This is a genomic window from Chitinophaga sp., assembly GCF_035564935.1.
In the GTDB taxonomy this organism is placed as follows: domain Bacteria; phylum Bacteroidota; class Bacteroidia; order Chitinophagales; family Chitinophagaceae; genus Chitinophaga.
Genome location: NZ_DATMTE010001139.1, coordinates 1 through 14,966, shown reverse-complemented (window position 1 = coordinate 14,966; position 14,966 = coordinate 1). Strand labels below are relative to the sequence as shown.

Here is a 14,966-nt window from a genome sequence, read left to right as displayed (position 1 = left end):
ACTCGCGCTTGGTTTTGCGTTCCAGGATCTTACTGCCAATTTCATCTCCGGTATTTTTATCACTTTTAAAAAACCTTTTGATGTAGGGCATATTATAGAAACCAATGGATTTACCGGCACAGTAGATGCCATACAATTAAGGTCCACCACTATGATCACAGCCGATGGCCTGCATGTGATTATTCCCAATAAAGATATTTTCCAGAAGCCAATCATTAATCATTCGCTTACCCCCTTGCGGCGTATTGCACTTACCTTCACCATTCCCCTGTCTGATAAGCTGAAAGAAGCAGAGAAGATCATGACAGATATAGTGACGGGGATGAAGGATGTAGTGCCGGATAAGCCTAAAACGGTTTGGTACAGCGGTATTGAAGGGGCGGCGGTAAAGGTGGCCCTGAGCTGTTGGGTGAGCAATAAGTCGGACGATGCCTATGAAAGAATTACCCATGAACTCATTACCCAGGTAACTACTTCCTTAAAAGCGGCAGGTTTGATGTAAAAGAACAGGACCAGCTGAAATGGCTGGTCCTGTTGCTGCTTATGGTCGCTGTACTTCCGTTTTAACCTCGTGGTTCCTGTCGCACCAGTGCCCGTTGCCGTTCCATTGGCGTACAGCTATCCGGGTGAGTATCACATTAGCCGCAATAAATAATACGATCACCAGTATTGAGGCTATTTTAGTGATAGTACGGAGGGACGGGTTTTTTGAAAAACCGCCGAAAACATAACCGATAATAAATACCATGCTGGCAGCAAAGAGCACACGCAGCAGGATGATAATTCCAAATCCCATGATCATTCTTTTTAAAAGGTTATTTAATTTTACTCAGTAACAGCTGATCATCTGCCCGGCCCCAGCGGGGGTAAACGTCTGTTCCGGGATTGGTCAGCTTTTGCAGGCTTTCCGTAGCCAGTTTCTTTGCCAGTTCCTTATCGCCGCCCCACATTTTTGGTGTATAATACTTTACCCATGCAGCTACATACAATGCCCTGGGGTTGCCAGGGTCCAGCGTTTGCGCCTTTTGCAGCATTTGCCCCGACAGTATGCCGTATTTGCGGCCATATGTCATAGGGTTAATGAATACTTTGGTGCGGTATACCATGCTTAGCACGGTGTATACTTCCGCCAGTTCCTTTTTTTGCGTGGCACTATCCAGCAGTGATAATGCCTGCTGCGCCTGTTCTTCACCGCGAATGGAAAACGCTTCTATTTTATCGCCGTCATCCTGCAGCAGGAAGCCGATCTTTGCATTGCATAAAGCCGCGTAATAGGGTGGCAGCCATGCCGGTTGGCCGGTGATACCGGAGAATGTTTTTTCCAGGGCAGTGTAATCCTTTACCGTTTGCGCCTGGTCCAGTTTGTTAACCGCCTGTTGTAAAGCGCCGGCTTGCGCCATAGCGCCGTAATAGCCTGTTATAACCAGTAATACGCAGATAAGCAGTTTTTTCATGTTAATGTGTGTTTAGTGTTTTATAAATTGTTATTAAGAAAGTCATCGGTACGGTCTATACCGAAACTCATGAATACGCCGATAAAATAACCGCGTGTAGCCGGCAGCGTTACCGGCTCCCTGAACTGCCCGTTTGCGCTGTATTGATAGCCGAACACCTGTTTGGTACCAAAGAGGTTGTTAACTCCCATGGCAAACCCGGAGAAATCTTTCCACTTACGGTTCTTGAAAAAGGAGCAGAGATAAGCGATATGCAGGTTAGCGATGTTGTATGCTTTGGTGGCGCCCCGGTCCGAAATGCTGCCTTCATGAATATTATAATAGGGACGTCCTGCAGCCAGCGCCCAGGAAACATTAACATTGGTGCTGATATCCCGGAAAAACTTTTTAATGGCTACCGTAGCGGTATGCGGTGCGGTGAACGAAGGCCGGAGCGTGTAAGGATAATCAAGGAAATTTCGTTTGGTATCCAGGTAGGTATACGTGATCCAATAGTCCAGGTTTTTGATACTTTTCTTATCCCGCCAGAAGAGTTCTAATCCCTGCGCATAGCCGTTCCCGTTATTACTTAATGCGGGTACGGTTTTTACCAGGTTCCGGTATTTCTTATAATAAAGCTCTGCCCGGAAGAAGCGGTTGTTGGCTTTTTTTGTGTAGTTCAGTACATAATGGGTAGCGCTGGAAAAACCGAGATGACGTTGCCGGTATAAAAAATCATTGGCAGGTTCCTGGTAAAAGATGCCATAGGCCAGGTTGAACTGGCTGGCATCCGGCAGGCGATAGGCCAGGCTTATTCTTGGTGCAGCTGCCAGTTTACGCAGCACGGAGGCATACTCTACCCGTACCCCCGCTTTGGCGGCAAGATTGGGCGCGAGGTATATATCGCCTTCTGCAAAGGCAGCGGAGAGATGGTCTGTTAAGGCGATGGCGCTGTCGTTAGACCAGCCTTTGTCGCGCGTATAGAAATGTTCACCACCAAAACGCAGTGCCTGTCCTTTGGAGAAGAAGCGGGTGAACACCACCCTTGCCTGTGCAAAGTCTGTATGAATATCCATGCTGGCTGTTTTATAAGGGAGAGATGAGAATACGTTGTTACCTTTCGCATCAGTGAGGCTGTTGGCCGTAGCCTCGCGGTTATAGCTATACACAGCGCCCAGTTCCATCTTCCAGTTATCATCCAGGTAGCTCCGGAAGCTGAGGTTATTGTAGCTGTTCCAGCCACGTACATCATAACCTGCGTTAAGCGCGGCACTATCGATGTCGGGCTTGCGCATCCCTACATGGCTGTAGCTCCAGTTGCTGTAGAGTTTGAGCATTCCCGTTTTACCGGTGCGGATCCGGAAGTTGAAGTTGCCGTCTGAATAGGAGGGGCCTGCAAAATAATCGGGTACCTGTTTCACTACGCCGTTGTACAGCAACTGGTTGCTGTAATTCAGGTTTACCCCATAGCTGCTTTTGTTGTTTGTAGCCAGGTGCTGAAAACCTGCGCCCAGGTTGGAAGGGAATACGCTGAAGCTGGCGGAGGTTTTTTCCGGCAGGTCGGTGCTTTCCATGATCAGTGCGCTGCTCATGGCGGAGCCATACAACGCGGAGTAGCCGCCTGAGCTGAAGAGGATGCCTTTGAACAGGAAAGGATTGATCCTTGCATATTGCGGCACACCCGGAACGGCGGGGTAGTTGGGTGTTTTCAGCAGGGTGCCGTCAATGAACTGCCGGGTTTCATCGCCGGTACCGCCACGTACAAAAAGCCCTGATTGTTCGCCAATTTGCTGTGCTCCCGGAAGGGAACGCAATGCCTGTGAGATGTCGGCATTGCTACCGGCTACCGTTACGGCGTCGATAGGTGTAAGCGAAGCGCCTTTGGCGCGGTCGCTGGCTTCAAAGCTGCCGGCGCTTACCACTACCTCCTGCAGGGGGCGTTTACTTTTTATAGTGGTGTCTTGTTTGCTTTTTGCGGTAGTGTCCTGTTTGCTTTGTGCATAAGCGGCAAAAGGAAGCAGTATAATATAAATGAACCCTGTTTTCATGACGGTTAGTATTATAACCGCAAAGCTACCGGGATGTGTTACTGCTTTTTTGAAGAGTAGACGGGAAGGGGAAGTGTAGCGACAAAACAGGTACTCTTTATGATTGGAGCATCCTGTTTACATTCTCTTTATAAAATTCACTTACGGGTATTTCAATGTTGCCTATGCATACCAGGTCACGTTTCACGGCAGTGATTTTCTTTACCGCTACGAGATAGGATTTATGGGTACGGATAAAGGCGCCGGCGGGCAATTTCTCTTCCATGGCTTTCATGGTCATGCGGGTAAGCACGGGTTTGGCATTGCCGGCCAAATGTATTTTGATATAGTCTTTTAATCCTTCTATATAATTAATATCCGCTGTAAGGATCTTTACCTGGGTATATTCCACATGTACAAAAAAGGAATGGTCTTCCGCAGCCACCGGCTTTCGCAGACGGAACAACTCACTGGCACGGTTACACGCTTTCAGGAAGCGTTCAAAGGAAAAGGGTTTGAGCAAATAATCCACTACCTGCAGGTTGAATCCCTGTAAGGCATATTGTTCATAAGCGGTAACAAGGATCACCATGGGCGGCTGTTGCAGTGATTGCAGCAGCTGGAGGCCATTCAGCCGGGGCATTTGTATGTCGAGGAAAATGAGGTCAATTTGTTCCTGTTGCAATACTTCCAGGGCTTCCATGGCATTGCGGCAGGTTTTTACCAGTTGCAGGAAAGGCACCTGCCGGATATTATCTTCCAGCAGTTCTCTTACCAGTTGTTCATCATCTATGGCTATGCAACGTATCATGTGAGTGTTAGTGTTAAAGCAATATGAAACAATGGTGGTTCATCCCTGATCAGCAACTGGTGTCTTCCGGGGTAAAGCAGTTGCAGCCTTGTTTGCACATTCATTAAACCAATGCCTGAATTTTCATCCTTGCTGGCGTTCGGATCACTGTCGTATTCATTTGTTACTTCAAAGATAAGCACATCTTCCTTTACGGCCAGCTGTATATCAATAGCAGGATGCGGCGTATAGCCGGTACCGTGTTTAAAGGCGTTTTCTACAAATGGTATCAGCAGCATGGGTTCTATCGTATAGTTCCCGGCTGTTTCGCTGCCGGCCATCTGCACATTTACAGCTACCTCATTGCCAAAGCGCAGCTGTTGCAAAGCGATATAACTGTTCAGGTAAAGGATCTCCTGCGATAGCAGCACCTTCTTCCCCGTATCGTACAGCATGTAACGCATCAGGTCGGAAAGCCGTATGAGCGCAGGTTCCAGCTGGTCGGATTTTTTCCTGGCCAGCGATACCAGGTTGGTAAGCACATTGAACAGGAAATGAGGGCTTACCTGTGAACGCAGGAACTTGAGTTCTGAGCTGAGCTGTTCCGCCTGCTGTTCTTTCTGCCGGCGCTCTGCACGGAGCATATCCGCCACACGGCAGTAAATAAGGCTGATGAAGTAAATGCCCACTGAAGGGCCAAATACAAATTTATAAGCTGCAACATCATGCACTACTTCGGGAAACCAGTGCGCCATGATGGTGTACTTTAGAGGAAACGACAATCCTATGAGCGCAATTACCGCGGGAAAATAAAGCCACCAGTACCGCCTGTTCCATAACCGGGGATATAATACAAAGGCATGGATATAGAAGATGCCCATGTGAATGATCCCTGAAATGCTGAAGAACAGGCCGGGGAGGCTCCCCATGCGGTACCCGCCGGAAGCGTTGGACACTATGTAGGGCAACAGCAGTATCACACCCCATATAAGTATATGCAGCGCGATCGTGATCTTTTTTACGGAGATATTTTTTTTCATCTGCTGTATAAATAAAGCTACTGATTTTTATAAAGCTAGCCGCATTAACGGGCTCACCGTGGTGAGAATAGACATCACGGGCAAATGTGCCGACAACCCCGGTATGCAGGACGACGGGGAAGTAATTATTATATTCAGAGAAAATACCATTATTATAGGCGGGCACAATGATTAATTTTGAGGACCATTACGATCTAAATTTCCTGTTATGATTAAACGCAGTATGGGGATGCTCCTGTTGTTGCTGAGTACTTCCCTGGTTTTTGCCCAGCAGTATGAAGCCAACTGGACTTCCCTCAACAAACGGGGCATTCCCTCGTGGTTCAGCAACGCCAAGTTCGGCATCTTTATTCACTGGGGCGTATATGCCGTACCTTCTTATGCCGTGGTAGGCCCCGGCGGGTATTCAGAATGGTACTGGTATAACCTGCGCGGCACCAAAGAAGGTTCCCATGATAAAGTACAGGCTTTTCATGATAAGAATTATGGCAAGGGTACGCCGTACGAAAATTTTGAAAGCCAGTTCACCGCTTCATTGTACGATCCGCAGCAGTGGGCGCAGGTGTTCCGCCGCTCCGGCGCAAAATATGTAGTACTTACTTCCAAGCACCATGAAGGCTACTGCCTGTGGGATAACAAGCAAGCCAACGAGTCCTGGGGCCATTCCTGGAACGCCGTTACGGGAACGCCTAAACGTGATCTGCTGGGCGATCTCACGGAGGCGGTGCGCAAAGAAGGCCTGAAAATGGGATACTACTATTCCCTGTACGAATGGTTTAACCCGCTTTGGTTAAAAGACAGGCAACGTTATGTAAAAGAAGTGATGACGCCCCAGTTCAAAGACCTGGTAACCCGCTATAAACCGTCCGTTATATTTTCCGACGGGGAATGGGAAATGAGCGATACCGCCTGGCAAAGTCCTTCCTTACTGGCCTGGCTGTTCAACGAGTCACCAGTGAAGAATGAGGTGGTGGTAGACGACCGCTGGGGCAGCAATACCCGCGGTAAGAACAACGGCGCTACCTATCTTACCTCCGAATATGGCAGCGGCATGCAGCCGGGGGTGATCTGGGAAGAGAGCCAGGGCATCGGGCAATCGTACGGCTATAACCGTATGGAAACTGCCGACGACTACAAGAAGAGCAGCGACCTGGTACTGATGCTGGTGGATATTGTGTCCAGGGGCGGTAACCTCCTGCTGGATATTGGACCCACCGCCGACGGTCGCATTCCCGTGATCATGCAGCAGAAATTGCTCGACATCGGCAAGTGGCTGGACGTAAACGGGGAAGCCATTTATGATTCCAAACCCTGGAAGGCAAGCCGGCAATGGAGTGCAGGCAAACGCCCGGAAGCAAAGGAAGCCAGCTATATGTCCGGCTACAATATTTCCAACCTGGTAAAGAAATCAGACCAGCATGCCAACGTGGAATTGTTCTTTACCCAGAAGCCGGGTGCATTATATTGCTTTGTTCCGGGGTACCGCCAGCAGGTACTGATCCGCGACTATACGCCGGCTAAAGGTGCGGTTGCCAGTGTGCTGGGCAGCAGTAAAGTCATCAGGTGGCAGCAGCAGGGGAAAGATTGCCTGGTAGATCTCTCGTCCCTCCATCCCGGCGACGTGCCTGATGGTTTGCTGGTGGTGAAAATGAAGGGATAAAACTAATTACATATCAATGCAGGGAGAAGGCTTCAAGCCTTCTCCCTGTTATTTTTACCATTGCCATAGTTTTCTTAAAAAAGAATTTTAAAAAGTATATTTTTAAAGGAACAGAAAACCAGTTTCTTTCCGATGTTTTCGAAATACAGCTACGGGTTGATAGTTTCCACGTTATTACTATCCTGCACCGCAAAGAACACCGCCCACCACAGCTGGCGGGTGTATGGCGGCAGTAAGGAAAATATCCATTACAGCGCCTTAACACAGCTGGACACCAGCAATGTGGCACAGTTGAAAGTAGCCTGGGAGTACCACACCCGTGATTCGGCAGACCGTACACAGATCCAGGTAAACCCCATTGTGGTGGGGGAGCGGCTTTATGGTGTTTCACCACAGCTGAAATTATTTGCCTTACATGCGGCTACAGGCAAGCCCTACTGGGTGTTTGACCCGGTGAAGACCAGCAATAAAAATACATTCCAGTTCAATCCCTGCAGGGGCGTTACTTATTATGAAGGCGATCATAAGGAACAATATATTTTCTATACCGCCGGCGGGCGGTTGTATTGTATAGACGCCCAAAACGGGCAGCCGGTGAAAGCCTTTGGCGACAGCGGCTATGTGGACCTTCACCGGGATATGGGCCGCAACATGGACCAGCTGGATATCACTTCCACCACACCGGGTACTATCTATAAAAATCTGCTGATCATCGGCACGCGGGTAGGAGAGGCTGCAGGCGCCGCGCCGGGTTATATCCGGGCTTATGATGTACATACCGGCCGGCTGAAATGGATTTTTCATACCATTCCTCAACCCGGGGAAGATGGTTATGATTCCTGGAATGATAAAGATGCCTGGCAGCATACCGGCGGCGCCAATTCCTGGGCAGGGTTCAGTTTGGATGAAGAAAAAGGTATCCTTTACGCTCCCGTAGGATCCGCCACGGATGACTTTTACGGTGGCAAACGCCCCGGCAATAACCTGTTCGCCAATTGTGTGCTGGCATTGGATGCCGCTACCGGTAAAAGGATCTGGCACTTTCAAACTGTGCATCACGACCTGTGGGACAGGGACCTGCCAACAGCGCCGATGCTGGTAACGGTTAAGAAAGACGGCCGCAAAGTGGAAGCCCTGGTACAGGTGACCAAAACAGGATTTATTTTCCTGCTGGACCGGTACAGTGGCCGGCCTTTATATCCTGTAACAGAAACGCCGGTGCCGGCAGATACTGCATTGCCCGGCGAATGGGTATCGCCCACGCAGCCCGTGCCTGCTTTCTTTCAACCGTTTGTGCGGCAGTCGCTGCAGGAGAAGGACCTGAACACACTGGTACCGGATTCATCTTACACGGATATCCGTGCGCGGTTAGCTTCCTATAAAACCGGCCGCTTGTTCCAGCCGCCTTCCAAACAAGGTACCGTGATCTTTCCCGGCTTCGATGGCGGCGCAGAATGGGGAGGTCCTGCCGCTGATCCGGAAACGGGTATCCTGTATGTAAATGCCAGCGAAATGCCCTGGGTGCTCACTATGGTGGATGCAAAAAACCAGCAGCCCCCGGCCGTGGAAACACAGCTCCAGGCGGGGAAACGGCTGTACATGGCTAATTGTATGTCGTGCCACGGACCGGAGCGCAAAGGGGGCGGTAATTTTCCATCTCTCTTAAATATTCATACTAAATATACCGCTACCACTTTCACACAACTGGTAAATACGGGCCGCAGGATGATGCCGGCTTTCAAACAACTGGACAGCAGCGAGCAAAAAGCACTGGCCGTTTTTGTACTGGACCTGAAGACAAAACAACAGGAACCATTTACTGCGCCGCATAAGAACGTAGATGCATATACGAATTTACCTTATCATACTACCGGGTATAATAAATTTTTAACGAAAGAAGGATACCCGGCTGTAATGCCGCCCTGGGGCACGCTAAGCGCCATTGACCTCAACACGGGAGCTTTGCTCTGGAAAGATACGCTGGGCGATTACCCTGAGCTGAAAGCCAAAGGTATTCACAGCGGTACAGAAAATTATGGCGGACCGGTAGTTACCGCGGGCGGCCTGTTGTTCATTGCCGCTACGGCCGACAGCAAATTCAGGGCATTTAATAAAAGAACGGGACAGCTGCTGTGGGAAACTGATTTGCCTGCCTGTGGCTTTGCCACGCCAGCGGTATATGAAGTGGATAGAAAACAGTTTGTAGTGGTTGCCTGCGGCGGTGGCAAACTGGGGAAGAAACCGGGAGACGCTTATCTCGCATTTTCACTTTAACAGTATTTATTCAACATCTAAAATCGTTTTGCTATGAGTATTTCAAGAAGAAGTTTCCTGTTGAAAGGCAGCCTCGCTATTGCCGGCGCCGCACTATTACCGGATCACCTGCTGGCAGCCGCCGTACGCAAACCGGTGTTAGGCATCCAACTGTATTCTATCCGCGATGATATGAAGAAAGACCCGTCCGGAACCCTGAAACAGTTAGCGGCAATGGGCTATAAAAACGTGGAACACGCAGGATACAGCCAACGGAAATTCTATGGCTACTCCGCCAAAGAGTTCAAAAAACTCCTGGATGGTCTCGGGCTACTGATGCCAAGCGGTCATACCGTAATGGGCAAACAACACTGGGATGCCGCAAAGAATGATTTTACCGATGAATGGAAATATACCGTGGAAGATGCAGCCATTGTAGGACAGCACTATGTGATCAGCCCATGGTTGGATGAAAGTTTGCGTAAAAACTACGACGACTTCAAAGCCTATATGGATGTATTCAATAAAAGCGGTGCGTTATGTAAAAAATCAGGGATGAAGTTTGGCTACCATAACCATGATTTTGAATTTGGTCAGCAGCTGAACGGTAAGAAGATCTTCGATCTCATTTTGCAAAACACCGATCCTTCCCTGGTAGCGCAGCAGCTGGATATAGGTAACATGTACCATGCCGGAGGTATTGCACTGGATATCATTAAACAGTACCCTGGCCGCTTTGAGCTGATGCATGTGAAAGATGAAATTAAAACGGACAAGGGCGAAATGGGGGGTAAGTATGAAAGCACCGTGTTAGGTAAAGGTATCATTCCGGTGAAGGAAGTGATTGATCTCGGTAAAAAATCCGGTGGTACCAAACACTTTATTATTGAACAGGAATCTTACCAGGGACAGGCGCCGCTGGATGCAGTGCGCGACGACCTGGCCGTAATGAAAAAGTGGGGATATTAAATTTTACAGCACAACAATAGTATTATGAAGATGAAAATGATGCCCGTTATGGCGGCGTTACTGTTATCCGTAAGCGGCGGTTTTGCACAAACACCCCGTGCTTTTAAAACATGGACGCCGGCGGCTACCGACAGCGTTTATGCACTGGAAGGACAGGGATGGAAAACAGGGATAAAAAATTATTACGACCGCCTGCCGGCGAGATCGGAGAAGGAAGTACGGCCACCCGTATGGCATTTGTCGAATAACAGCGCGGGGCTTAGTCTCCGCTTCAGAACAGATGCGGACGAAATAGTGGTGAAGTATACCGTGGCGGGCGCTACTGCCATGCCCCACATGGCCGCCACCGGTGTGAGCGGGGTAGATCTCTACGCTAAGGGCATCGACGGGCAATGGATGTGGTGCGCCGGGAAATACAATTTCGGTGATACCATCACGTACCGGTTTATACACCTGAAAAAGTATGATCATCATGTAAAAAACATCGACTATACACTTTACCTGCCTTTATATAACACGGTAAAATGGTTCACCGTTTCCGTGCCGGAGGAAAGTATGCTCAAACCGTTACCGGTACGTAAAGAGGCGCCCATAGTAATATACGGCACCTCCATTGCACAGGGTGCATGTGCATCACGCCCGGGCATGGCATGGACCAACATCCTTTCGCGTCAGCTGGAAACGCCGGTCATTAACCTGGCTTTCTCCGGTAATGGCCGCCTGGAACAGGAAGTACTGGACCGGATAGCGGAACTGGACCCGCGCCTGTTTGTACTGGATTGCCTGCCTAACCTCACCCGCGCAGAATACGCCGGTGCGGAACTGAAAAAACGTATCACCAATGCCGTTACATTCCTGCAAAAGCAAAAACCGGGTATTCCCATTTTGTTAACGGAACACGACGGTTATTCGGATGGTGAAATGGACTCTATCCGCAAAGCCTCTTATACCAATGTAAATATCACCCTGCGGGAAGTAATGGACTCCCTCCTGAAAGCAGGTGTAAAGAACATCAGCCTGCTAACGAAAGACGAAATAGGCCAGGACATAGAAAGCATGGTGGATGGCACACATCCCAATGATATTGGTATGATGCACTACGCCAACGCCTATGCGAAAAAGATCCGCAGCATTTTTCATGAGGAAGCCGGCAATACCGTTACCACTACACCCGTTACCCAACGCCGCGATGCCGCCAATTACGACTGGGAAACCCGGCATGAAGAAGTACTGGCCTGGAACAAAGCCCATTCACCCAAAGTAGTGTTCATGGGTAATTCCATTACGCATTTCTGGGGCGGCAATCCCGTAGCAAAAGTGCGCAGGGGCACCAGCTCATGGGATAAATACTTTGAGCCAAAACAAGCCATCAATATGGGCTTTGGATGGGACCGGGTAGAGAATGTGTTATGGCGTGTACAACACGGTGAACTGGACGGCATCTCACCGCGGTACATTGTATTAATGATAGGCACTAATAATCTCCAGCTAAACACTGATGAGGAAATTGTTTCAGGCATTAAATACCTCCTGCAGCAGATACAGGCCCGGCAACCTTCCGCCAACATCATTCTCATGGGCATCCTTCCGCGTCGCAATATGGAAAGCAGGGTAGCAGCCATCAACAAACTGATAGCAAAACAAGCATCCAATAAAAACATCCGCTTCGTGGATGCGGGGAAACTCTTCCTGCAACCAGACAAAAAAATTGATGAACAACTGTTCTCCGATGGCCTGCATCCCAAGGAAGCAGGCTACGAAAAACTAGGCGCCCTGATCAACGGCTACCTGCGAATGTAAACGCGGTGTTTGTCTGACTCAGGATTAAGCTGATTACACTGATTACGCTGATTTGATTTTGTAATGATTTTAAATGATTTGGGGAGATGTAAGCGGATATATATTTTCGCTTATATCTCCCCAAATCATTTTAATCCAAGTAATCAAATCAGCGTAATCAGTGTAATCAGCTTAATCCTGAGTCAGACAAACTCCGCTGCGATCAGCCAGAGGAGGTCTCGCTCTTCCCTTCGAGCCAGTTTTTGAACTCAGTAACTCTTTCACGGCTAATAATAACATCAGTATCAACATCGGGTGCTAATTGAAGAATTAATCTGCTATTGTAGTAAGTGGTGATTTTTTTGATGGCGTCTATCTGGATGATGAACTGCCGGTTAATGCGAAAAAACTGGTGTTTGTCCAGCACCTGTTCCATCTGGTCCAGTGAATAGTCGAGCGGTACGCGCTGGTTGGCGACGGTCGTGGCCCAGGTAGTGCCTCTTGCAAATTGCAGCCAGGCAATGTCTTTGGCTTTTACATAGATCAGCTGGTTGTTGATCCTGCCGATGAAACGGGCGCTGTCGCGGCGCAGGAACTCTTCTGCAATGCGGCTGATGTCTACGGTGTAATTATTGGCAGGTCTGAACTGTTCGTACTTTTTCAGCGCATTCTTCAGGTCGTCGGGGTCAATGGGTTTCAGCAGGTAATCGATGCTGTTTACTTTGAATGCCTGTAACGCGAAGCCGTCATATGCGGTGGTAAAGATGATGGGGGTGCGTACTTTTGTTTTGCTGAATATTTCAAAGCAGTTGCCATCAGATAATTGTATGTCCATCAGCATGAGGTCTACCGGTTGTTGTTGTTCCAGCCAGCGGATCCCTTCTGCTACGGAAGTAATTACTGCCACCACCTGTATACTGGCATCACATTTTTGCAGTAACCGGATCAGCCGTTCGGCATTATGCATCTCATCTTCAAAAATAACTATTCTCATGAAGCGTTGATAATGGGTAATTTTACAATAAACATGTTTTCTGTTTCGCTGATCTCGATGTTGCTGTTGCTGATCAGCGCATATCTTTTCTGAATATTTTCAAGTCCTATACCGGAAGATATTTCAGGATGTACTTTAGGTCTTCTGTGATTGGATACCACGAGGAAATGATCGTCGCTTTTAATGGTGATCAGCAACGGGTCCTGTGCAGAGAACCGGTTATGTTTAATCGCGTTTTCTATCAGCATTTGCAGGGTTACCGGTGGTATCATGCCTTTAAGCCTGATCTTTTCCGGTATGTCGGCGCTGAACTGTATGCTTTGCTGGTGGCGGATGTGGATCAGGAACAGGTAAGCGTCGAGGAAGTCCAGTTCTGTTTGTACCGGTACCAGGTTCTCAAACTTTTTATCAAGAATGTAGCGGTATGTTTTAGCCAGCTGGGTAATATAATCGGCGGAAAGGTCCGGGCTTTTATATACCAGGTTGGTGAGCACGCTGAGTGAATTGAAAAAGAAATGCGGGTCTATCTGGTTGCGCAGTGCATCGTACCTGGCCTGGATGTTTTCCCGCATCAGCCGTTCTGTTTGCAGCTGGTACTCTTTCCAGCCGGAATAATAAAAGATGATGCCGTTGAAGGTTAAGATCAGCAGGTAAAACATAAAGGCGCCGAAGTTCAGGTCGTAGCTGAAATGCCTGAAACTTTCCCATGCTTCATAGCGGTTAAACAATACGATGTCGGTTACCGAATAGAAGAAGCCGAAGAGATAAGCCACCAACATACCATATACCAGGAGTGAAGCGCAAAGGAACACCAGTTTACCGGGGGTGTGTTTGTTTATTGTTTTCCTTTCCACGGTACGGGCCAGCCAGGAGGCGCCTTCCCAGGCGGCCAGGCCAAACAGTATATAGAACAGGCTGAACATCTGGCTCCTGAGGTCCATGATCTGCAATCCTGTTGTGAACGTATGGTCAAAGGATTTGAAGATGACACTGAAAGTATACAGTATCAGTATCCTTGAAAGATACAGGAACAGTTTGCTCGAGAATAATTTTTCATTTTCCTGGAAGTTCATCTGCTGTTTTGTCTGTTACTAAATGTAGTTATTTTCTTTAAACCAGGTAAATGCGCCTGTAACGGCGGCTTCCACCGGCGTATAACTGAGTTGCAGTTCCCGTTCTGATTTTTTGCCGGAATAGTAATTATCCAGGCATAGCATGTAGGCGGTGGTATAATTTAATTTTCCGGAGATGCCCGGCAGGGAACCTATGATACCAGCGGCTTTCAGGATAAAGGCAGGGACAGGGATCAGCAGCTGCCGCCTGCCGGACACTTTTTTCAGCAGCCGGAAAAACTCGGCATAGCTCAGGTTCTGGCCGGCCAGGAGATAGCAATCGCCTGTTTTACCTTTTTCAATGGCATTGATAATGCCCCGGCATACATCTTTGATATGCACAAAGTTTTTGCCCCCGGGCGGATAGAACAGCAGCCGGCGTTTCAGCCCGTAGAGGATCAGTTTCCCGGAGCTGGGCTTCACATCATGCGGGCCTATCATAAAGGTGGGGTTCACTACAATAGCCGGAAGGTGTTTGCTGGCCACCTGTTCCAGCACATACTGCTGCGCGAGGTATTTACTGTTGATATAACCGGAGTTGGCATTGAATAAGGTGAACCCGTTCAGTTCATTACCCGGGCTGTTTTTATCGCCGGGGCCAATGGTATTGGCGGTGCTTACGTAAATAAATTTCTGCACCTTATGCGCCAGGCAGGCTGCCGTAATATATTTGGTAGCGGTGAAATTGGCCTGTTCATATTCCGCAAAGGAAACGCCCCACTGTTCTGTAATACAGGCGGCATGGATCACTGTATCGCAACCTTTAACGGCTTCATATACATCGTTGTTATTACTGATGCTCCCGTAAAAGATTTCACAGGGAATGTCTTCAATGCCTTTCACATCGGCCGAAGGCCTGATTAAAATTTTTATATCAAACCCCATGCGGTAAAGCTCCCGTGTTAAATT

General features: G+C 48.6%; 13 protein-coding genes. 5 read left to right on the top strand and 8 right to left on the bottom strand.

Going from position 1 to position 14,966, the window contains the following annotated elements; genetic code table 11:
- Window positions 1-502: mechanosensitive ion channel family protein (locus VN105_RS29605; RefSeq protein WP_325647082.1), on the top strand; the 502-nt coding region annotated here is incomplete at its 5' end.
- Between the two features lie 39 nt (window positions 503-541).
- Here the strand turns inward: VN105_RS29605 and VN105_RS29600 are convergent.
- The 5 genes from VN105_RS29600 to VN105_RS29580 all read right to left on the bottom strand — a co-directional run bounded on the left by VN105_RS29600 (window position 542) and on the right by VN105_RS29580 (window position 5,290).
- Entirely contained in the window at window positions 542-796 is a 255-nt protein-coding gene (locus tag VN105_RS29600) for a hypothetical protein (RefSeq protein ID WP_325647080.1), read from the bottom strand.
- 19 nt (window positions 797-815) lie between these two features.
- A complete protein-coding gene (locus VN105_RS29595; protein WP_325647078.1) occupies window positions 816-1,454 on the bottom strand; it encodes a hypothetical protein in 639 nt (212 codons plus the stop codon).
- A 20-nt stretch (window positions 1,455-1,474) separates the two neighbouring features.
- Window positions 1,475-3,481 carry a TonB-dependent receptor plug domain-containing protein gene (locus VN105_RS29590; RefSeq protein ID WP_325647076.1) on the bottom strand — a complete coding sequence of 669 codons (2,007 nt, stop codon included), beginning with the start codon at window positions 3,479-3,481 and terminating at the stop codon, window positions 1,475-1,477.
- 97 nt (window positions 3,482-3,578) lie between these two features.
- The gene (locus tag VN105_RS29585) at window positions 3,579-4,271 is read right to left on the bottom strand and encodes a LytTR family DNA-binding domain-containing protein (protein WP_325647074.1); all 693 of its coding nucleotides are present in this window, start codon (window positions 4,269-4,271) and stop codon (window positions 3,579-3,581) included.
- On the bottom strand, window positions 4,268-5,290 hold the full coding sequence (locus tag VN105_RS29580; protein ID WP_325647072.1) for a sensor histidine kinase: 1,023 nt from the start codon (window positions 5,288-5,290) through the stop codon (window positions 4,268-4,270). Before VN105_RS29580 ends, VN105_RS29585 begins: the two co-directional genes overlap by 4 nt.
- 208 nt (window positions 5,291-5,498) lie before the next feature.
- On the opposite strand from VN105_RS29580, the gene VN105_RS29575 reads away from it, so the two are divergent.
- The 4 genes from VN105_RS29575 (at window position 5,499) to VN105_RS29560 (ending at window position 11,972) form a co-directional block, all read left to right on the top strand.
- Entirely contained in the window at window positions 5,499-6,950 is a 1,452-nt protein-coding gene (locus tag VN105_RS29575) for an alpha-L-fucosidase (protein ID WP_325647070.1), read from the top strand.
- 132 nt (window positions 6,951-7,082) lie between these two features.
- On the top strand, window positions 7,083-9,224 hold the full coding sequence (locus VN105_RS29570; protein WP_325647068.1) for a PQQ-binding-like beta-propeller repeat protein: 2,142 nt from the start codon (window positions 7,083-7,085) through the stop codon (window positions 9,222-9,224).
- Window positions 9,225-9,257: 33 nt separating this feature from the next.
- Window positions 9,258-10,172 (top strand): TIM barrel protein, encoded by a 915-nt coding sequence (locus VN105_RS29565; RefSeq protein ID WP_325647066.1) that lies wholly within the window; start codon window positions 9,258-9,260, stop codon window positions 10,170-10,172.
- A 24-nt stretch (window positions 10,173-10,196) separates the two neighbouring features.
- A complete protein-coding gene (locus tag VN105_RS29560) occupies window positions 10,197-11,972 on the top strand; it encodes an SGNH/GDSL hydrolase family protein (protein WP_325647064.1) in 1,776 nt (591 codons plus the stop codon).
- A 202-nt stretch (window positions 11,973-12,174) separates the two neighbouring features.
- On the opposite strand, the gene VN105_RS29555 is transcribed toward VN105_RS29560, so the two are convergent.
- From VN105_RS29555 to VN105_RS29545, 3 genes are all read right to left on the bottom strand, one after another.
- Window positions 12,175-12,945, bottom strand: a complete 771-nt coding sequence (locus VN105_RS29555; RefSeq protein WP_325647062.1) for a LytTR family DNA-binding domain-containing protein — start codon at window positions 12,943-12,945, stop codon at window positions 12,175-12,177.
- On the bottom strand, window positions 12,942-14,018 hold the full coding sequence (locus VN105_RS29550; RefSeq protein WP_325647060.1) for a sensor histidine kinase: 1,077 nt from the start codon (window positions 14,016-14,018) through the stop codon (window positions 12,942-12,944). Before VN105_RS29550 ends, VN105_RS29555 begins: the two co-directional genes overlap by 4 nt.
- 18 nt (window positions 14,019-14,036) lie before the next feature.
- Window positions 14,037-14,966 (bottom strand): NAD-dependent epimerase/dehydratase family protein (locus VN105_RS29545; RefSeq protein ID WP_325647058.1); only part of this gene is annotated, 930 nt, incomplete at its 5' end.

Bases quoted from the DNA above. Each gene is read 5' to 3' on its own strand.
- VN105_RS29580 (WP_325647072.1), bottom strand. From the start codon at position 5,290: ATGAAAAAAAATATCTCCGTAAAAAAGATCACGATCGCGCTGCATATA.
- VN105_RS29550 (WP_325647060.1), bottom strand. From the start codon at position 14,018: ATGAACTTCCAGGAAAATGAAAAATTATTCTCGAGCAAACTGTTCCTG.
- VN105_RS29595 (WP_325647078.1), bottom strand. From the start codon at position 1,454: ATGAAAAAACTGCTTATCTGCGTATTACTGGTTATAACAGGCTATTAC.
- VN105_RS29560 (WP_325647064.1), top strand. From the start codon at position 10,197: ATGAAGATGAAAATGATGCCCGTTATGGCGGCGTTACTGTTATCCGTA.
- VN105_RS29565 (WP_325647066.1), top strand. From the start codon at position 9,258: ATGAGTATTTCAAGAAGAAGTTTCCTGTTGAAAGGCAGCCTCGCTATT.
- VN105_RS29555 (WP_325647062.1), bottom strand. From the start codon at position 12,945: ATGAGAATAGTTATTTTTGAAGATGAGATGCATAATGCCGAACGGCTG.
- VN105_RS29570 (WP_325647068.1), top strand. From the start codon at position 7,083: ATGTTTTCGAAATACAGCTACGGGTTGATAGTTTCCACGTTATTACTA.
- VN105_RS29575 (WP_325647070.1), top strand. From the start codon at position 5,499: ATGATTAAACGCAGTATGGGGATGCTCCTGTTGTTGCTGAGTACTTCC.
- VN105_RS29600 (WP_325647080.1), bottom strand. From the start codon at position 796: ATGGGATTTGGAATTATCATCCTGCTGCGTGTGCTCTTTGCTGCCAGC.
- VN105_RS29585 (WP_325647074.1), bottom strand. From the start codon at position 4,271: ATGATACGTTGCATAGCCATAGATGATGAACAACTGGTAAGAGAACTG.
- VN105_RS29590 (WP_325647076.1), bottom strand. From the start codon at position 3,481: ATGAAAACAGGGTTCATTTATATTATACTGCTTCCTTTTGCCGCTTAT.